Annotated in this window: 16 protein-coding genes; 5 read left to right on the forward strand and 11 right to left on the reverse strand. The window is 56.1% G+C overall.

Annotated elements, in window-relative coordinates; translation table 11 throughout:
- The first annotated feature begins 88 nt into the window (after positions 1-88).
- From ubiG to yfaE, 4 genes are all read left to right on the forward strand, one after another.
- Entirely contained in the window at positions 89-835 is a 747-nt protein-coding gene (gene ubiG / locus LAC65_RS10440; protein WP_039385530.1) for a bifunctional 2-polyprenyl-6-hydroxyphenol methylase/3-demethylubiquinol 3-O-methyltransferase UbiG, read from the forward strand.
- Positions 836-1,240: 405 nt separating this feature from the next.
- Entirely contained in the window at positions 1,241-3,526 is a 2,286-nt protein-coding gene (gene nrdA / locus LAC65_RS10445; protein ID WP_039385532.1) for a class 1a ribonucleoside-diphosphate reductase subunit alpha, read from the forward strand.
- 63 nt (positions 3,527-3,589) lie between these two features.
- Complete coding sequence (gene nrdB, locus LAC65_RS10450) at positions 3,590-4,720, forward strand: class Ia ribonucleoside-diphosphate reductase subunit beta (RefSeq protein WP_039385534.1); 1,131 nt, start codon at positions 3,590-3,592, stop codon at positions 4,718-4,720.
- Positions 4,721-4,722: 2 nt separating this feature from the next.
- A complete protein-coding gene (yfaE, locus tag LAC65_RS10455; RefSeq protein WP_039385536.1) occupies positions 4,723-4,983 on the forward strand; it encodes a class I ribonucleotide reductase maintenance protein YfaE in 261 nt (86 codons plus the stop codon).
- Between the two features lie 395 nt (positions 4,984-5,378).
- Here yfaE and LAC65_RS10460 read toward each other — a convergent pair whose 3' ends face one another.
- The gene (locus tag LAC65_RS10460) at positions 5,379-6,575 is read right to left on the reverse strand and encodes a nicotinamide mononucleotide deamidase-related protein YfaY (RefSeq protein ID WP_039385538.1); all 1,197 of its coding nucleotides are present in this window, start codon (positions 6,573-6,575) and stop codon (positions 5,379-5,381) included.
- Positions 6,576-6,728: 153 nt separating this feature from the next.
- Positions 6,729-7,049, reverse strand: coding sequence for a stress response protein ElaB (elaB, locus tag LAC65_RS10465; protein WP_039385541.1), 321 nt, complete (start codon positions 7,047-7,049; stop codon positions 6,729-6,731).
- 288 nt (positions 7,050-7,337) lie between these two features.
- Here elaB and LAC65_RS10470 point away from each other — a divergent pair, with 288 nt between their 5' ends.
- Positions 7,338-8,996 (forward strand): glucan biosynthesis protein D, encoded by a 1,659-nt coding sequence (locus tag LAC65_RS10470; protein WP_039385544.1) that lies wholly within the window; start codon positions 7,338-7,340, stop codon positions 8,994-8,996.
- A 29-nt stretch (positions 8,997-9,025) separates the two neighbouring features.
- Here the strand turns inward: LAC65_RS10470 and LAC65_RS10475 are convergent, their stop codons facing one another.
- From LAC65_RS10475 to nuoG, 9 genes are all read right to left on the reverse strand, one after another.
- Complete coding sequence (locus LAC65_RS10475) at positions 9,026-9,478, reverse strand: GNAT family N-acetyltransferase (RefSeq protein WP_039385547.1); 453 nt, start codon at positions 9,476-9,478, stop codon at positions 9,026-9,028.
- A gap of 135 nt (positions 9,479-9,613) precedes the next feature.
- Positions 9,614-11,071 carry an NADH-quinone oxidoreductase subunit NuoN gene (nuoN, locus tag LAC65_RS10480; protein WP_039385550.1) on the reverse strand — a complete coding sequence of 486 codons (1,458 nt, stop codon included), beginning with the start codon at positions 11,069-11,071 and terminating at the stop codon, positions 9,614-9,616.
- Between the two features lie 6 nt (positions 11,072-11,077).
- A complete protein-coding gene (gene nuoM, locus LAC65_RS10485) occupies positions 11,078-12,598 on the reverse strand; it encodes an NADH-quinone oxidoreductase subunit M (protein ID WP_039385553.1) in 1,521 nt (506 codons plus the stop codon).
- 224 nt (positions 12,599-12,822) lie between these two features.
- Entirely contained in the window at positions 12,823-14,658 is a 1,836-nt protein-coding gene (gene nuoL / locus LAC65_RS10490) for an NADH-quinone oxidoreductase subunit L (protein ID WP_039385555.1), read from the reverse strand.
- The gene (gene nuoK, locus LAC65_RS10495; RefSeq protein WP_013509877.1) at positions 14,655-14,957 is read right to left on the reverse strand and encodes an NADH-quinone oxidoreductase subunit NuoK; all 303 of its coding nucleotides are present in this window, start codon (positions 14,955-14,957) and stop codon (positions 14,655-14,657) included. Before nuoK ends, nuoL begins: the two co-directional genes overlap by 4 nt.
- A complete protein-coding gene (nuoJ, locus tag LAC65_RS10500) occupies positions 14,954-15,505 on the reverse strand; it encodes an NADH-quinone oxidoreductase subunit J (RefSeq protein WP_039385563.1) in 552 nt (183 codons plus the stop codon). The genes nuoK and nuoJ overlap by 4 nt, the downstream gene beginning before the upstream one ends.
- A gap of 10 nt (positions 15,506-15,515) precedes the next feature.
- Positions 15,516-16,058 (reverse strand): NADH-quinone oxidoreductase subunit NuoI, encoded by a 543-nt coding sequence (gene nuoI, locus LAC65_RS10505; protein ID WP_039385566.1) that lies wholly within the window; start codon positions 16,056-16,058, stop codon positions 15,516-15,518.
- Between the two features lie 11 nt (positions 16,059-16,069).
- The gene (gene nuoH, locus LAC65_RS10510; protein WP_039385568.1) at positions 16,070-17,047 is read right to left on the reverse strand and encodes an NADH-quinone oxidoreductase subunit NuoH; all 978 of its coding nucleotides are present in this window, start codon (positions 17,045-17,047) and stop codon (positions 16,070-16,072) included.
- The gene (gene nuoG, locus LAC65_RS10515; protein WP_071668056.1) at positions 17,044-19,767 is read right to left on the reverse strand and encodes an NADH-quinone oxidoreductase subunit NuoG; all 2,724 of its coding nucleotides are present in this window, start codon (positions 19,765-19,767) and stop codon (positions 17,044-17,046) included. Before nuoG ends, nuoH begins: the two co-directional genes overlap by 4 nt.
- Positions 19,768-19,827: the final 60 nt, after the last annotated feature.

A 19,827-nucleotide genomic window follows, 5' to 3' on the forward strand; every position in this document is an offset into this window, starting at 1 on the left:
TTCTGGCGCTTTTCGTTCACGCTGAGAGATGCCACCTGACGTTTAAGCGTTTATACTCAGAAGATATTTTGCCAGGAGTCGTTATTCAATGAGTGAACAACCGCAGGAAAGCCGTCAGAACGTCGATCACAGCGAGATTGCCAAGTTTGAAGCGGTCGCTTCGCGCTGGTGGGATCTGGAGGGTGAATTTAAGCCGCTGCACCGTATTAACCCGCTGCGTCTGGGCTGGATTGCGCAGCACAGCAACGGCCTGTTTGGTAAAAAAGTGCTCGATGTCGGCTGCGGCGGCGGCATTCTGGCAGAGAGCATGGCGCGTGAAGGCGCAGACGTAACCGGGCTGGATATGGGCGCGGAACCGCTGGCAGTCGCGCGTCTGCATGCTGAAGAGAACGGCGTCAGCGTCGATTATATTCAGCAGACGGTAGAGGATCATGCGAACAGCCATGCTGGCCAGTATGACGTAGTGACCTGCATGGAGATGCTGGAGCACGTACCCGATCCGCGCTCGGTTGTTATGGCCTGCGCCCGTCTGGTAAAACCAGGTGGTGAGGTCTTTTTCTCCACGATAAACCGCAATCCTAAAGCCTGGCTGCTGGCAATCTTCGGCGCCGAATATGTGCTGCGCATGCTGCCGCGCGGTACGCATGACGCCAAAAAGTTTATCCGCCCGGCTGAATTACTGGACTGGGTAGACGAAACCACACTGCGCGAACGCCACATGATTGGCCTGCACTATAATCCGCTGACCAACAAGTTCCGTCTCGGACCGGGTGTGGACGTGAACTATATGATTCATACCCACGCTCAGGCTGATGCCGCAGGCGAAACACGCTGATAACAGAGGCCCGCTCTGCGGAGCGCGCCTCTCTTCTTCATCCCCGCTAGCCGATCTTCTCCGTTTCGTCTCTGCCTTAATGACGGGTTCCGCGCCTTTGATTGAGATTTACGCGCTCAGTCATACTATTAAAAAAAAGTATGAAGCCGTTGACAGCTAGCCCAGGCCTTATGCCACGCGGATCCAGGATTTTTCCCGGCTACCAGGACTGATTCTTTGCCAAAAATCAACTCTTGTTAAGCAAAGAATGCTGACTAAAATACTCACCATATAGTTAGTAAAACTTCCCGAACCCCCTATATATAGTGTTTATCCACAGGCTTACTCACAGCGAGCGGCTTGTGCATAGACCTTGTGAATAGTTAGGGGATAATTTCCTATTTCATGGACAGGTAAACACGCGACATGAACCAAAGTCTGCTCGTCACCAAACGCGATGGCCGTCAGGAACGCATTGATCTCGATAAAATTCACCGTGTACTCGACTGGGCGGCTGAAGGACTGAACAATGTTTCAGTTTCTCAGGTTGAACTGCGCTCCCACATTCAGTTTTATGATGGCATCAGAACCTCTGATATCCATGAAACCATCATCAAAGCCGCAGCCGATCTGATTTCGCGCGATGCGCCAGATTACCAGTATCTGGCAGCACGTCTGGCTATCTTCCATCTGCGTAAAAAAGCCTATGGCCAGTTTGAGCCACCGAAGCTTTACGATCAGGTCGTGAAAATGGTGGAGCTGGGCAAATATGACCGCCACCTGCTGGAAGATTACAGCACCGAAGAGTTTGAGCTGATGGACAGCTACATCGATCACTGGCGCGATATGAACTTCTCTTACGCTGCGGTTAAGCAGCTGGAAGGAAAATATCTGGTGCAGAACCGCGTCAGCGGTGAGATCTATGAGAGCGCGCAGTTCCTGTATATCCTGGTCGCAGCCTGCCTGTTCTCAAACTATCCACGCGATACGCGCATGAGCTACATCAAGCGCTTTTATGACGCGATCTCCACCTTCAAGATCTCGCTGCCAACGCCAATCATGTCTGGCGTGCGCACCCCGACCCGTCAGTTCAGCTCCTGCGTCCTGATTGAGTGCGGCGACAGCCTGGACTCTATCAACGCCACCTCCAGCGCTATCGTGAAATATGTGTCACAGCGCGCCGGCATCGGTATTAACGCAGGCCGTATTCGTGCGCTGGGCAGCCCGATCCGCGGCGGCGAAGCGTTTCATACCGGCTGTATCCCGTTCTATAAGCATTTCCAGACGGCGGTGAAATCGTGCTCTCAGGGCGGCGTGCGCGGCGGTGCAGCGACGCTGTTCTACCCGATGTGGCATCTGGAAGTGGAAAGCCTGCTGGTGCTGAAAAACAACCGTGGCGTGGAAGGTAACCGCGTGCGCCACATGGACTACGGCGTTCAGATCAACAAGCTGATGTATACCCGCCTGCTGAAAGGCGAAGATATCACCCTGTTCAGCCCGTCAGATGTCCCGGGTCTGTATGATGCGTTCTTCGCCGATCAGGAGGAGTTTGAACGTCTCTACACCAAATATGAGAAAGATGAGAGCATCCGTAAGCAGCGCGTAAAAGCGGTCGATCTCTTCTCGCTGATGATGCAGGAGCGCGCCTCAACCGGTCGTATCTACATCCAGAACGTCGATCACTGCAATACCCACAGCCCGTTTGACCCGGCGATTGCGCCAGTGCGTCAGTCTAACCTCTGCCTTGAGATTGCGCTGCCAACCAAGCCGCTTGAGGATGTGAATGATGAGAACGGCGAAATTGCGCTCTGTACGCTTTCCGCCTTCAACCTCGGTGCCATCAACAGCCTCGACGACCTCGAAGAGCTGGCGGTGCTGGCGGTTCGCGCGCTCGATGCGCTGCTTGATTATCAGGACTATCCGATTCCGGCAGCACAGCGTGGTGCCATGGGTCGCCGTACGCTGGGTATTGGCGTCATTAACTACGCTTACTACCTGGCGAAGCACGGCGTACGCTACTCTGACGGCAGCGCCAACAATCTGACGCACAAAACCTTTGAGGCTATTCAGTACTATCTGCTGAAAGCATCAAATGAGCTGGCAAAAGAGCAAGGCGCCTGCCCGTGGTTTAAAGAGACGACCTATTCACAGGGTATTCTGCCGATTGATACCTATAAAAAGGATCTGGACGCCGTCTGCAATGAGCCGCTGCATCTCGACTGGGAAGCGCTGCGTGAATCGATCACCACGCACGGCCTGCGTAACTCCACGCTCTCTGCCCTGATGCCGTCAGAGACCTCTTCGCAGATCTCTAACGCCACTAACGGTATTGAACCGCCGCGCGGCCACATCAGTATTAAAGCGTCTAAAGATGGCATCCTGCGTCAGGTGGTACCGGAGTATGAGCGTCTGAAAGATCAGTATGAGCTGCTGTGGGAAATGCCTTCTAATGATGGTTATCTGCAGCTGGTCGGCGTGATGCAGAAGTTTATCGATCAGGCGATCTCCTCAAACACGAACTACGATCCGGGCCGCTTTGCCAACGGTAAAGTACCGATGAAACAGCTGCTGAAAGATCTGCTTACCGCCTATAAGTTTGGTGTGAAGACGCTCTACTATCAAAACACCCGCGATGGCGCAGAAGATGCACAGGACGATCTGGCCCCGTCAATTCAGGACGATGGCTGCGAAAGCGGCGCCTGCAAAATCTGACCGGCGACGCGTACTTATGTCAGGGCTGGCGCTGCCAGCCCGCTTCACTTTTTGGACTTAGTCATGGCTTATACTACTTTTTCACAGAATAAAAACGATCAGCTGAAAGAGCCGATGTTCTTCGGCCAGTCCGTGAACGTGGCGCGTTTCGATCAGCAGAAATATGACATTTTTGAAAAGCTGATTGAGAAGCAGCTCTCTTTCTTCTGGCGTCCGGAAGAGGTCGACGTCTCACGCGATCGTATCGACTACCAGGCGCTGCCGGATCACGAAAAGCATATCTTCATCAGCAACCTGAAGTATCAGACGCTGCTCGACTCTATCCAGGGCCGCAGCCCGAACGTCGCGCTGCTGCCGCTGATCTCTATCCCGGAGCTGGAAACCTGGATTGAAACCTGGGCGTTTTCTGAGACCATTCACTCACGCTCTTACACCCATATTATCCGCAACATCGTCAACGATCCGTCGCTGGTGTTTGATGATATCGTCACCAACGAGCAGATTCTGGCGCGCGCGCAGGATATCTCAAAGTACTACGACGATCTGATTGAGATGACCAACTACTGGCATCTGCTGGGCGAAGGCACGCATCAGGTTGCCGGTAAATCAGTCACCGTCAGCCTGCGTGCGCTGAAAAAGCAGCTCTATATCTGTCTGATGAGCGTTAACGCGCTGGAAGCGATTCGCTTTTACGTCAGCTTCGCCTGCTCATTCGCTTTTGCCGAACGTGAACTGATGGAAGGCAACGCCAAAATCATCAAGCTGATCGCGCGCGATGAAGCGCTGCACCTGACCGGCACCCAGCATATGCTGAACCTGCTGCGCAGCGGTGAAGACGATCCGGAGATGAAAGAGATTGCTGCCGAGTGCCGTGAAGAGTGCTTCGAGCTGTTTAAGAAGGCGGCACTGCAGGAGAAAGAGTGGGCAGAGTATCTGTTCAGCGGCGGCTCAATGATTGGTCTGAACAAAGATATTCTGTGCCAGTACATTGAGTACATCACTAATATCCGTATGCAGGCGGTGGGTCTCGATCTGCCCTTCCAGACCCGCTCCAACCCGATTCCATGGATCAACTCCTGGCTGGTGTCTGATAACGTGCAGGTAGCACCGCAGGAAGTAGAAGTTAGCTCCTATCTGGTGGGTCAGATCGACTCCGAAGTAGGCGAAGACGACTTCAACGATTTCCAGCTCTGAGCATGAGCCGCGCTGTTGTTATCCTGCGCAGTTCAGGCTCCCGCCTGGAGTGCGCAGATGAACATCCTAATCTGCTGACCACGCTTGAGGCACATAATCTCTGCGTGGAGTTTCAGTGCCGTGAAGGCTACTGCGGCTCCTGCCGTATGCGCCTGGTACGGGGCGAAGTCGATTACGCTGAAACCCCGCTGGCTTTTATTCAGCAGGGTGAAATCCTGCCCTGCTGCTGTAAAGCGCGCGGCGAGATTGAGATTGAGCTGTAACCACCCCCGTCTGTTTTCTTTCACATCGTTCATGCGACAAGAAAGCCACTCTGGTCAGAGGGGGCGCTGAACACGCCCGGAACGGCAACACCCGCTCCCTGCGGGCCTCGGCACGCGGCGTCCCTGCCGCGTGACGTCCGGCTCAATTCAACGCCCCCTCTTCCCCTGTGCTTCTGTGCGGCTGTAAGAGCGAGTTATCTGACAGCTATGCAGAAGTCACAGGGCGCGGAAGCGACGGTGATTTGCAGCAGCCTCCGCGCCATGGATGGCGCGGCGTCAGGCCCCAGGGAGGGGTTTATGCCGGTGCGGCAAGTCACCGTCACTTCCGCAACCAGGCTCCCTTTGCAAGCGATACCGGTTACGCACTGACGTATCCGGTATGCCCACAGACGCAATCAGTGCTTTACCGTTTCCAGGATGTCGATCCAGCCGTGTCCGGTTGAAACTTCGCTGCCGTGCAGCCAGCGACGCAGCATGTTCATTGCCATCATCGCCACCACTTTCTGCCGGGTTTCCTGATTATGGCGGCCGTGTGAAAACTTCACCCGCTGGCCCCAGCCCGCTTCAGGCGTCTGCAGCGCAATCGCAATTTCTCCTTCGGCCAGTTCACTGACAGAGAGCGCCAGAGCGCTGCCCTGCTCTGCCGCCAGCATGCGTGTCCGCTCAACCTGTGCTTCAAGTGTTTCTGCCTGCGGCGCCAGGATCTCGCCAGCGCTTAGCGGCACGTCCGCAGCGGCCAGCTGCCAGTGCAGAAAGCCCGCGGTATACTGCTCACTGGTGGCGAGGTAAAACTTACGCTGCTGCAGCTCACGCGCCAGCAGCGCGGGCAGCCCTTCGGTGCCTTCGAAAATCGTACATTCGGCCAGCAGCAGCTTTACCTGCTGCCAGACCTGCTCCATCGCCACGCGCGCACTGGCAGGCCCGGTAAGCTTGATTTCGATAATCGGCATTGAAGAGCGGTAACCCATTACGACCCCTTCGGGCAGCGCCAGCGGCTCCAGCTCAGCCGCAATATCACTCTCGCCGCGACCAAAGGTCGTCAGGCGCAGGCAGAGCGGGGGTTCAGGCAGGGTAAAACGTGCTTTCAGGCGCGGAATAATCTCTTGCTCCACCATCACTTTGAATTCTGACGGCACGCCCGGCGTAAAGAAAATTAAGCAGCGGTTGAGCTGGAGTGCGAAACCACAGGCGGTACCCACAGGGTTATCGATAAGCGTGGCGTTAGCCGGGATTTCAGCCTGTTTGCGATTGCTGGCGGCCATCACGCGACCGCGACTGGCAAACCAGGCTTCCATTTTTGCCAGCCATTCTGTCTGCAGCACCAGCTCGCAACCGCTGGCGGCCGCGGCGGCCTGCGCGCTCAAATCATCAGAGGTCGGCCCCAGTCCCCCGTTAACAATCAGCACATCTGCCACCTGGCTACGGCTCTGTAATGCATCAATCAGCGACGGCAGCGCATCACCCACGGTCATGCGGCTGGTCATCGGCAGGCCATGCTGAAACAGCACGTCCGCCAGCCAGGCGGCGTTGGTATCCACAATTTGTCCATGCAGCACTTCATCGCCCGTGGCGAGCATCTCAACACGTATCACGTTGCATTCTCCTTGTCCTGGTTACGCTTTACTGTAGAAAGCAGGCGAGGTAAACACAATCATCAGGAAGGGAAATCGGGAAAGAGATCGTAAATAGCGAAGAAAGTATGGCAGGCGAAGCCGGGCGCAGCGTTGCGCGCGCCCGGCAGCGTATTAACGACGGGCCAGCAGTAAACCTACAAACAGGCCTGCAGCGGCGCCAATACCCACGCCCTGCCACGGTTTTTCATGCACGTAATCATCGGCACGATAGGCCGCCTGTTTGGCACGATAGTAGTAGCTGTCCGAAGCCTGACTGACGCGGCTCTTCACATCTTCCAGCGCCTGCTCAGCTTTTTGTTTGAGTTCAATATACTTCTGATCGGCCGGATCGCCGGACGCGCGCAGCACTTCTTCAAGCGTTTCAGTTAACAGCGCCAGATCGTCGTCAATACCTGATTCATAACGGTTATCAAATTGGTCTGAAGATGACATTATGCGGTTCCTCCGTGTTCATAACGTGTCGATTAACTATAGCCATAAATCATAACTTTGCTGGCCGAAATTGCGTCTGTGCGCTCCGTAAAAACGTGACGGCTTTGTAAAAACAGGCCGGATCCCCCTGAGCGACAGAGAATCTGCTTCGTTTATTTGATTAATCTGATAAATTTTCCGGCGAGTGAATTTTTTGATTGCGCCACTGTCGTAACCCCCTGTAGCCCGACGCTAACCGTCTGGAAACAGACACAATACACCCGAGCAGCTAAGGATTAGAATTCCGGCATGAATCGTAGAAAATTTGTGAAAGCGTCCGTCGCTCTGTCAGCCCTGAGTGGCATGACCGGGCTCTCCTCGCTGTTTGCGCAATCTGCATGGGCCGATGACGGCATCGCCGACGGCAAAGCCGTGCGCTTCGATTTTGATGTATTGAAACAGAAGGCCGCCGCGCTGGCGAAAAAGCCCTGGGGCGGTGCGCCCGGTGCGCTGCCTGACACGCTGGCGACCCTTACGCCGCAAGCGTACAACGAAATTCAGTATGACGCTCAGCACTCGCTGTGGAACAACGTCGCCGATCGCGAGCTGGACGTGCAGTTTTTCCACGTCGGCATGGGATTTAAACGGCGTATCCGCATGTTCTCTGTTGATGCGGCCAGCCGCGAAGCACGGGAAATCCACTTTCGCCCGGAGCTGTTTAAGTATCATGACGCCGGCGTCGACACGCAGCAGCTGGCGGGTAAAAACGATCTCGGCTTTGCCGGTTTCCGCGCGTTTAAAAAGCCGGAGCTGGCGCGGCGTGATATCGTCTCTTTCCTCGGGGCCAGCTACTTCCGCGCCGTGGATGAAACCTATCAGTATGGCCTCTCCGCCCGCGGCGTTGCTGTTAACACGTTCAGCAACGGTCAGGAGGAGTTTCCTGATTTCACCGCGTTCTGGTTTGAAACGCCAAAAGCAGACGACACTACCTTTGTCGTGTATGCCCTGCTGGATGGTGCCAGCCTGACCGGTGCCTACAAATTCACCATTCACTGTGAAGAGAAACGCGTGGTGATGGAAGTGGAAAACCACCTCTATACACGTAAAGCGATTCGTCAGCTCGGCATTGCGCCGATGACCAGTATGTTCAGCTGCGGTACCAACGAACGCCGCATGTGCAACACCTACCATCCGCAGATCCATGACTCCGATCGCCTGGCGATGTGGAGCGGCAGCGGTGAATGGATCGCCCGTCCGCTTAATAACCCGCAGCGCCTGCAGTTCAACGCCTATAAAGATGAAAACCCGCGCGGCTTTGGTCTGCTGCAGCTGGATCACGACTTTAAAAATTATCAGGATGTGATTGGCTGGTACGACAAACGCCCGAGCCTGTGGGTCGAGCCAACCGGCAAATGGGGTAAAGGCGCGATTAATCTGATGGAGATCCCTACCACCGGGGAAACGCTGGATAACGTGGTCTGCTTCTGGCAGCCAGAGGAGCCGATTCAGGCGGGCAGCGAGCTGAACTTTGGCTATAAGCTCTACTGGAGCCAGCTGCCGCCGGTGCGCAGCGATCTGGCGCGCGTGGATGCGACCCGTACCGGCATTGGCGGTTTTCCCGAAGGCTGGGCGCCGGGTGAACATTTCCCGGAGACCTGGTGCCGCCGCTTTGCCGTAGATTTCATTGATGGCGACCTGAAAGCAGCCGCTGCCAGGGGCATTGAGCCGGTCATTACCGTTTCATCAGGCACGTTCAAACAGGTAGAGATCCTCTACGTTGAACCGATTAACGGTTATCGCATTCTGTTTGACTGGTATCCGAACAGCGATGCGACCACGCCTGTGGAGATGCGCCTGTTCCTGCGCACCAAAGATGAGACGCTGAGCGAAACCTGGCTCTACCAGTATTTTCCGCCACCGCCCGATCAGCGTAAATATACCGATGACCGGCAGATGACGCCGGGCTGATAACGATAACGGCGAGGCTTCCCTCGCCGTTATATTTTCTGCATGCCGATATGCGGAATCTCATCTTCAAGGTAAACAGCAGTGACCGCCTGAAAACCGAGCCGGCCATAAAACCCCTCAAGGTGCGCCTGCGCCGACAGATAAATTGCCTGCCCGGGCCAGTGCGTTTCACAGCTGTTCAGCACCTGTTCCATCAGCCGGTAGCCCAGCTTCAGCCCGCGCGCCTCTTCAGAGACAATCACCCGCCCCACAACGACTGCCTTATCCGGCTGCGCGGGTGTCAGTATGCGCGCGCAGGCCAGCAGCTTCCCTTCAAGAAAACCGAGGATATGACGGTTTTCTGCAGCCAGATCCTGGCCATCCAGATCCTGATAGGGGCACTGCTGCTCCACAATAAAAACCCGGTTACGCAGCGCCAGCAGCGTATAGAGTTGCTGTGCCGTCAGTTCCTGGTGGTGGCAATCAAGCCATGCTATTTCCACAGATATCCTCCTCTTCAAATGACAATATTCTGAGACTACTCCGCCGGCCGAAGTAACACCATGATGGTAGCGGCCATCGATACAGATAAAAAAAATCAGGCCCGGAGGCCTGATTTTCGTCAGCAGAATGCATCGTTACATCAGCGGTTGCGCCATCTGCACCAGCCTGATGAGCGGCTGCGGATAAACACCCAGCAGCAGCACCAGAATGGCGGAGATCAGGACAACCACACCACCCGCGGTAAACGCCCAGTTAGCAGGCGTATCACGCGTATGCAGCTCTGGCGGGGTGAGATAGAGGCTCACCGTTACGCGCAGATAGTAGTACAGGCCGATGGCGCTGCCGGCAACGACTGCAGCAGTCAGCCACCAGAGATGCGCATTCACACCGGATGCGATAACGTAAAACTTACCGATAAAGCCCAGCGTCATCGGAATACCCGCCAGCGACAGCATCATCACCGTCATGACCGCTGAGAGTACCGGACGATGCCAGAACAGGCCGCGATAGGAATAGAGCGAGTCAGCATCCGGACCGCGATACGGGCTGGACATCAGGCTGACCACGCCAAACGCACCCAGGCTGCTGAACAGATAACCCGCCAGGTAGACGCCAGCCGTTTCCAGCGACAGCTGATGCGTTTTCACCGCAATCAGCGCGACCAGCAGATAGCCGAGATGAGCGATAGAGGAGTAGCCGAGCAGACGCTTAATGTTGCTCTGCGAAATCGCCATCAGGTTACCCACCAGGATAGAGACAAAGGCGATAATCCCCAGCACGGTGCGTACCGCTTCGCTGTCGGTCAGCGGCGCGTACATAAACAGGCGCATAATGACACCAAAGATAGCGATCTTGCTGGCGGTTGCCAGGAAGGTCGATACCGGTGCAGGCGCGCCCTGGTAAACGTCCGGCGTCCAGAGGTGAAACGGCACCAGCGACAGCTTAAAGCCCAGGCCGATAATCATCATTCCCAGTCCCACCAGCAGCAGCGGCTGCTGGATCATGCTGTCGGTCAGGCTGTTACCCAGCTGAACAAAGCTCAGGCTGCCGGAATCGGCGTAGACCAGCGCAATACCAAACAGCAGAAACGACGAGGCGGCCGCAGAAAGAATGGTGTATTTCAGCGCCGCTTCCAGTGAACGTTTCTGCCGGAAGGCGTAGCCAATCAGGCCAAACAGCGGCAGGGAGAGCAGCTCAATACCGATAAACAGCGCGGCGAGATGGTTGGCACTTGCCAGCACCACGCCACCCAGCGCGGCAATCAGCACCAGCAGGTAAAACTCATCCTTGTTATCCGGGAAGCCCGCCAGCCAGGGATAGGCGAACGTACAGGTCGCCAGACTCGCCAGCATCACCAGCGCGGTATAAAACATGGAGTAGCCGTCAACGCGCAGCAGCGGCGTGACATCCATTGCGCCCGCCTGACCAACAAACCACAGCGACACCAGCGCAAGGTTCAGGCCAATAACGGTCAGCGTGGCATTAACGAAGTGGTTGCGTCGCCACGCAATGGACAGCATCACCACCACCACCGTCAGTCCGACGATCAACAGCGGCAGTAGCGCGATCAATTGTTGAGGAGTTATTGTCATGGCGAATTACGGCCTTGTAGTTGAAATTGAAGCGGTAAACCACTGCTGAATATTACTCATCGCAGCATGGGACGTATCGAGAATCGGCTGCGGGTAGACACCCAGCAGCACCAGCAGCACGACCAGCACGCCGATGGTGGCAAATTCGCGTACTGACATGCCCGGCAGCGGCTCTTTCGATTTCGCTTCGCCATAGTAAGCACGCTGCATCATGATCAGCGAGTAGACCGAGGCGAACACCAGCCCAAAGGTGGCAATCACGATAATCACAGGCACGACCTGGAAGCTGCCGGTCAGGATCATGAATTCGCCCACAAAGTTGCCGGTCCCCGGCATGCCGAGATTCGCTACCGCAAAAAAGAGTGACAGACCCGGGATCCATTTGATTCGCGACCACAGACCGCCCATCTGACGCATATCGCGGGTATGCAGACGTTCATACAGCTGGCCGCACAGAATAAACAGTGCCGCGGCTGAAAGACCGTGAGCAATCATCTGGATAACCGCGCCCTGGAAGGCCAGCTGGCTGCCGGTATAGATCGCGATCAGCACAAAGCCCATGTGCGAAATCGAGGTATAGGCGATCAGACGTTTAATATCGGTCTGCGAGAACGCCATCCAGGCACCATAGAAGATGCCGATAATGCCAAGCCACATCGCAATCGGTGCAAATTCAGCTGAAGCGTTCGGAAACAGCGGCAGGCTAAAGCGCAGCAGACCATAGGCTGCTGTTTTCAGCAGAATACCGGCCAGATCGACGGAGCCGGCAGTCGGCGCCTGACTGTGTGCATCGGGCAGCCAGCCATGAAGCGGCACCACCGGCATTTTCACCGCAAAGGCGATGAAGAAGCCCAGCATCAGCAGCCATTCGACATTGCGTGACATCGGCGTTTTCAGCAGTTCTTCATAGCTGAAGGTCCAGACGCCGGTCGCATTGTAGTGCACAAACACCAGCGCCAGAATCGCAATCAGCATCACCAGACCAGACGCCTGGGTGTAAATAAAGAACTTGGTCGCCGCCGTGATACGGGTTTTACCATCCGACGCTTTATGTCCCCAGAGCGCGATGAGGAAATACATCGGCACCAGCATCATCTCCCAGAAGAAGAAGAACAGGAACATGTCGATGGCAAGGAATACGCCGATAACGCCGCCCAGGATCCACATCAGGTTGAGGTGGAAAAAGCCCTGATACTTCTCAATCTCGTTCCATGAGCAGAGGACTGCCATCAGGCCCAGCAGACCGGTCAGTACCACCATCAGCAGTGACAAACCATCAATTGCCAGGTGGAAGCGAATACCAAAGCGCGGGATCCACGCAACATCAAAGCTTGATTGCCACTGCGGCAGACCGCTGGCCTGCGTCAGCGAATAGCCCCCCTGCAGCCACAGCTGCAGGCCAAGCGCCAGCGTGAGCCCCATGGTGATCAGGGCGATCCAGCGTGGTACTTTTGCGCCAAGCCGTTCAGCCAGCCAGCAGAGCAGGCCCCCGACGAAAGGTATTATTATTAGCCAAGGTAATAGCACGGCATACTTCCCTTTTTTTAACCTGGTTTCGAGCTATCCTGCTTGCCCGTTTCGTTTCCGGCAGTGCCTGCAATCCTTACGTACATCAGTACGCTCCGGTTGCTGTGCGCTGGCGATAACGAAACGGGCTGCGCCGATTACGCTTCGTCATTCAGGCAATTTTCACATTCGCTATCAGGAAGAGAAGCAGTTTCTGTCATCTTCTCTTCCAAGCCCATCAATCTTTACATCACCAGCATCAGGGCAAGCACCACAACGGCACCCACACTCATGGAGGCAACATACCAGCGCAGATACCCGTTCTCGCTGACAACCAGACCTTTATTACCAATACGCGACAGCAGCGCAGGCAGGTTCATCAGTGAGTTCAGCGGATCGCGCTGCAGCAGCCAGGCGATACCGAGATAGGGTTTGACAAAGACTTTGTCATACAGCCAGTCAAAGCCCCACGCGGCAAACCACCAGGTGCCGAAGAAGCGGCCCGGTGCGCTGTTGGCTACGCGGGTCACCAGCTGACGCTTGCCCAGCCAGAGTGCAGCAGCAATCAGAATACCGCTGACAGCGACCAAGCCTGAGGCGATCTCCAGTGCCATTTTGCCGTTTTCACCAAATTCATTTTCCGGCAGTACGCCTGCCAGCGGAGGCGTTATCAGCGCGCCAATGAAGGTAGAGAGAATCAGCAGCACAATCAGCGGCAGATGATGGGTAATGCCTTTACCGGCATGCGCGTGGATCTTCTCTTCGCCGTGGAACACGATAAAGATCATGCGGAAGGTATAGATAGAGGTAAGGAATGCCCCGACCAGACCGGCAACCATCAGATTGATGTGACCATTAGCCAGCGCACCAAACAGGATCTCATCTTTACTGTAGAAGCCTGCGGTAATAAGCGGCAGCGCAGCCAGCGCGGCACCGCCCACCAGGAAGCAGGCATAAACCAGCGGAATGCTCTTGCGCAGGCCACCCATTTTGAAGATGTTCTGCTCATGATGGCACGCCAGAATAACGGAGCCAGACGAGAGGAACAGCAGCGCTTTAAAGAATGCGTGCGTCATCAGATGGAAAATCGCCGCATCCCACGCCTGCACGCCCAGCGCCAGAAACATGTAGCCAATCTGACTCATGGTTGAGTAAGCCAGGACGCGCTTGATATCGGTCTGAACCAGCGCAGCAAAGCCCGCCAGTACCAGCGTGATAGCCCCGACAATGCCCACCAGGTGCAGAACGTCAGGCGTCAGCAGGAACAGGCCGTGGGTACGGGCGATCAGATAGACGCCCGCCGTTACCATGGTTGCCGCATGGATCAGCGCTGAAACCGGCGTCGGACCCGCCATCGCATCCGCCAGCCAGGTCTGCAGCGGCAGCTGAGCCGATTTACCTACCGCGCCACCCAGCAGCATCAGGGTCGCCCACTGCAGCATGCTGTTGTCGGCGGCAAAGTGTGCCGGTGCCAGCGCCATCAGCTCGCGGAAGTTCAGCGTGCCGAGTTCGTTGTAGAGAATAAACAGCGCAAAGGCCAGGAACACATCGCCCACGCGGGTGATGATAAAGGCTTTCATGGCCGCTTTGCCGTTGTCCGGATTGCTGTAGTAGAAGCCGATCAGCAGATAGGAGCAGAGCCCTACCCCTTCCCAGCCGAGGTACATCAGCATCAGGTTATCAGCCAGAACCAGTACTACCATGCTGGCGATAAACAGGTTGGTATAGGCGAAGAAGCGCGAATAGCCCTCTTCACCACGCATATACCAGGAGGCGAACATATGGATAAAGAAGCCGACGCCGGTGACGACAGAGAGCATGGTCAGCGACAGGCCATCCAGCACCAGGTTCACTTTAATGTCAAAGTTGCCAACCTGCATCCAGGTCCACAATGCCTGCGTAAACGGCTGTTGCCCCTGACTGAAAAACTCCACGCCCGCATAGAGCGTGGTCAGGGCTGAAAGACCGACCGACCCCATTCCGACAGCGGCTGACAGGTTCTCCGACCAGCGGCCCCGGGAAAACGCTAACAGCAAAAAGCCAATTAGCGGAAACAGTACAGTTAAATAGAGAAGATTCATCCGCGCATCTCGCTCACTGTGTCAATGTTCAGCGTCTGACGACGACGATAGAGCTGCAGCAGCAGAGCCAGGCCAATACTCGCTTCCGCTGCCGCAAGGCTGATTGCCAGGATATACATCACCTGACCATCTGCCTGTCCCCAATAGCTGCCCGCTACCACCAGCGCCAGCGCTGCGGCATTGATCATGATCTCCAGACCAATCAGCATAAAGAGCAGATTACGGCGCAGCACCAGCGAGGTCAGGCCGAGAACAAAGAGCACCGCAGCCAGAATCAGGCCATGTTGTAATGGGATCATGCCTGTCCCTCCTTATTGGATGCCGCATCCGTGACGCGATGGCTCATCACTTCAGCGTGACGATCGTCGCGACCGATATGGAAGGCCACCACCAGGCCTGCCAGCAGCAGCATTGAAGCCAGCTCAACTGCCAGAACATACGGGCCAAACAGGCTGATACCGACCGCTTTTGCATCGATAACCGTGCCATCAATACCCTGATCGGTGGCGGTGAGAATAGCGTAAACCATCACCACCAGCAGCAGCGCTGAAACGATGCCGGGTCCCACCCAGAGCGAGGGCTTAAGCCACTCGCGTTCCTGCTCCTGCTGCTGCTTGCCGAGATTAAGCATCATCACCACAAACACAAACAGCACCATAATGGCACCGGCGTATACGATAATTTCCAGCGCGCCTGCAAAGTAGGCACCCATGGCAAAAAACGCGCCGGCAATCGACAGCAGCGAAACAATCAGGTACAGCAGCGCGTGTACCGGGTTCGTATGCGTGATAACGCGCAGCGTCGTCAGCACCGCCACCAGTCCGCAAAGATAAAACGCAAATTCCATACCTGGCTCCTTAAGGTAGTAACCCTTTGACGTCGATCGGTTTGGCTTCGTTTTCCGCGTCGCCCTTCTCTTTTCCGTCGATCGCCATACCCGCCATACGATAGAAGTTGTATTCCGGGTATTTGCCGGGTCCCGAGATCAGCAGATCCTGCTTCTCATACACCAGGTCCTGACGCTTAAACTCACCCAGCTCAAAATCAGGGGTCAGCTGAATCGCAGTGGTCGGACAGGCTTCTTCACACAGGCCACAAAAAATGCAGCGTGAAAAGTTGATGCGAAAGAATTCCGGATACCAGCGGCCATCCTGCGTCTCTGCTTTCTGCAGCGAGATACAGCCGACCGGGCAGGCTACTGCGCAGAGGTTACAGGCAACGCAGCGCTCTTCACCGTCAGGATCGCGCGTCAGCACAATGCGACCACGATAGCGCGGCGGCAGATAGACCGGCTCTTCCGGATACATCTGCGTTTCGCGTTTGGCAAAGGCGTGCATGCCGATCATCCAGATACTGCGCACTGTCGTGCCGAAGCCAACGACAATATCTTTTAATGTCATCTCAATACCCCTTACTGCGCGTTGTACAGAATCACTGCGGCGGTCGCCAGCAGGTTCAACAGCGTCAACGGCAGACAAACTTTCCAGCCGAACGACAGCACCTGGTCATAGCGTGGACGCGGCAGCGCAGCACGGATCAGGATAAACATCACCATGAAGAACGCCGTTTTCAGGGCGAACCAGATGAATGGCGGCAGGAAAGGTCCATGCCAGCCGCCAAAGAACAGCGTGACAATCAGCGCGGAAACCGTGGTAATGGCGACATATTCACCCACAAAGAACAGACCGAACTTCATACCGGCATATTCAATATGGTAACCGTCAGCCAGCTCCTGTTCCGCTTCCGGCTGGTCAAACGGATGACGGTGACACACTGCTACCCCGGCAATACAGAAGGTCACAAAGCCAAAGAACTGCGGAATGATGTTCCAGAGGTGCGTCTGGTTTTCAACAATCGCATTCAGGTTAAACGATCCCGCCTGCGCCACTACGCCCATCAGCGACAGGCCAAGAAACACCTCATAGCTCAGCGTCTGCGCAGAGGCACGCATCGCACCCAGCAGCGAGTATTTGTTGTTACTCGACCAGCCGGCAAACAGCACGGCGTAGACGGCCAGACCCGCCATCATCAGGAAGAACAGCAGACCGATGTTCAGATCCGTGACCATCCAGGTGGGTGAAACGGGTACAATCGCAAAGGCCAGCAGCAGCGATACAAAAGCAATAACCGGTGCCAGAGTAAAGATGAAGCGGTCGGTAAACGGCGGTACCCAGTCCTCTTTAAAGAACATTTTGATCATATCCGCCGCCAGCTGGAGTGAACCGCCCCAGCCGACACGGTTAGGTCCGTAGCGGTTCTGCCATAAGCCGAGCAAACGACGCTCGGCAAAGCTCATGAACGCCCCGCAGGCTACCACGACCAGCAAAATTACAATCGCCTTAACCACCTGCAGAATGATGTCGATAACGTCCGATGTCAGCCAGCTCATTGCGCAGCCTCCTGCAGTTGATCAATTTGCGCATGCGCAAGGAACGGCGGCACACCCGGCATGCCGAGCGGCAGACCAATCTGACCCGGCTGCAGGAAAGCGGAGAAGCGTACCGGCAGGCGCAGTGTTTCGCCGGCGCAAACCAGCTCTGCGGCAGCGCCGTGATTGACGCCAAGCTTCTCTGCATCCGTTGGGTTAATCACCAGCTCAGCCGGCACCATACGCTTCTGGAACGTCGGAGAGCGCTGCGTCATCTCTTCACTGCCAAACAGCCGGTAGTAAGGCGCAACGCGGAAATGGCTGCCGCTGGCAAACCGCTCCGGCACGTTGCTAAACCACGGCAGTGAGCCTTCGCCCGCTTCAAACAGCCGGACACCCGGATCGCCATTCCGCAGTTTGCCGCCAACTTCATCCTGGAATTTGTTCCACGCCTGCGGTGAGTTCCAGCCCGGCGCCCAGGCAAAGGGGATCTGCGAGCGCGGTGCTTCAGGCTGGTTGTTCCCTTCCATTGAGAAGGCAAACATAGTGTCTTTATCCTGCGGCTGACGTGGCTCATGTACGCTGATATTGGCGCGGGCGGCAGTACGACCGCTGGCGCGATGCGGTGAACGCGCCAGCTTCTGACCGCGAATGCGGAAGCTGGCATCCGGTGCCGCATCTTTGATGCCTTTCAGCTGTGGCAGCGCAATAATCGCCGCATCAATCACGTGATCCAGCTGCGTCCAGTCGATATGACGGCTCTCCAGCGCGCTGTGCAGCGAATGCAGCCAGCGCCAGCTTTCCAGCATCACAATGCTGTTGTCATAGTAAGCGGGATCGTAAACCTGGAAGAAGCGCTGCGCGCGACCTTCATGGTTGATTGAGGTGCCATCACTTTCAGCGAAGCTGGCCGCGGAGAGCACCATACCGGCTTTCTCCAGCGTGGCGGTCCGCTGGTGGTCAACCACAATCACGCCTGACGCCTTCTGTAGCGCAGCGTCGACGCGGGCTTTCGGCGCGTGGCGATAAAGATCGTTCTCCAGCACTACCAGCGCATCCGCTTCGCCGTTTGTCAGCTGATCCAGCGCCGCATCCAGCGAGTGACCGCCCATCATGCCCAGGCCCATGCTATTAGCCGCGCCGGCCAGCAGGGTGATCCCTACGTCGGCACCGCGGGCTTTCAGCGCTTTCGCCACGTTTGCAGCCGCCTCAATCATCGCGGTCGTGCCGGAGTGGGTGCCGGAGATAATCAGCGGCTTTTTCGCCCCTGCCAGCGCCTGCACTACCACATCAATTTTGCTGCTGAGTGACTTGTCGATATCACTCACCGCGGGTGCGCTCTCATCCAGCGCGCTGGCGATGGCAAACCCGAGGCGCGCCTGATCTTCTACCGGGGCGCGATAGCTCCACGCCGCGATATCATCCAGACGGGTTTCATCGACGTTAGTGACAAACAGCGGATGTTTCGCATGCTGACCGATATTCAGGATGGCGGCGATCTGCCAGTCTGCAACTTTCTGCGCGGCTGCCATCTCGCGTGCTTTGCCTTTTACGGCCTGGCGCACTGACAGCGCGACGCGCGCGCCCACCTGCGTCAGATCTTCGCCCAGCACCAGCACGGCATCGTAACTTTCCATTTCGCGCAGTGAAGGCGTATAGATACCGCTGTTCTGCAGCACGTTCAGCATCAGTTCAACGCGCGCCTGCTCTCCTGCTGGCATGCCGGTTGAGAAGTTGCCGGCACCCACCAGCTCACGCAGGGCAAAGTTGCTCTCGATGCTGGCGCGGGGTGAGCCGATACCGATCACGCGTTTCGCCTGGCGCAGCATGTCAGCCGCAGCGTTAACCGCCTGCTCTGCGTTCAGCGTAATCGTATCGCTGCCGCGCAGTTGATGCGGGTGACGCGGGCGATCTTTGCGGTTGACATAGCCATAGCCAAAACGACCGCGATCGCAGAGGAAGTAGTGGTTTACCGTACCGTTATAACGGTTTTCAATACGACGCAGCTCGCCATAGCGCTCGCCGGGACTGGTGTTACAGCCGACGCTGCACTGCTGGCAGATGCTGGGCGCAAACTGCATATCCCATTTACGGTTATAGCGCTCAGAGTGCGTTTTATCGGTAAACACGCCAGTCGGGCAGATCTCAACCAGGTTACCTGAAAATTCGCTCTCCAGCGTGCCATCTTCCGGACGACCAAAGTAGACGTTATCGTGTGCGCCATAGACGCCCAGATCTTTGCCGTCAGCATAATCTTTGTAATAGCGAACGCAGCGATAGCAGGCGATACAGCGGTTCATCTCATGGGAGATAAACGGACCAAGATCCTGATTCTGGTGCGTGCGCTTGGTAAAGCGATAACGACGGAAGCTGTGGCCCGTCATTACCGTCATATCCTGCAGATGACAGTTACCGCCCTCTTCGCAGACCGGGCAGTCGTGCGGATGGTTCGTCATCAGCCACTCTACGACGCTTTCACGAAACTCTTTCGCTTCGCCATCATCAATAGAGATAAAAGTGCCATCCGATGCCGGTGTCATGCAGGACATAACGAGGCGGCCGCGGGTATCTTCGGCATTCTGGAATTGCTTCACCGCACACTGGCGGCAGGCGCCTACGCTGCCGAGCGCCGGATGCCAGCAAAAATAGGGAATATCAAGGCCCAGAGAGAGACACGCCTGTAGCAGGTTGTCCGCTCCGTTCACATCATATTCTTTACCGTCTACATGGATTGTAGCCATAGTGAACATGCTTCCGTAAGGCTCGTCCGGGGACGAGCGTTAAACATCAAATTCTGTTAT

Origin of the sequence: Pantoea eucrina, from assembly GCF_020079945.1 — a bacterium.
GTDB lineage: Bacteria > Pseudomonadota > Gammaproteobacteria > Enterobacterales > Enterobacteriaceae > Pantoea > Pantoea eucrina.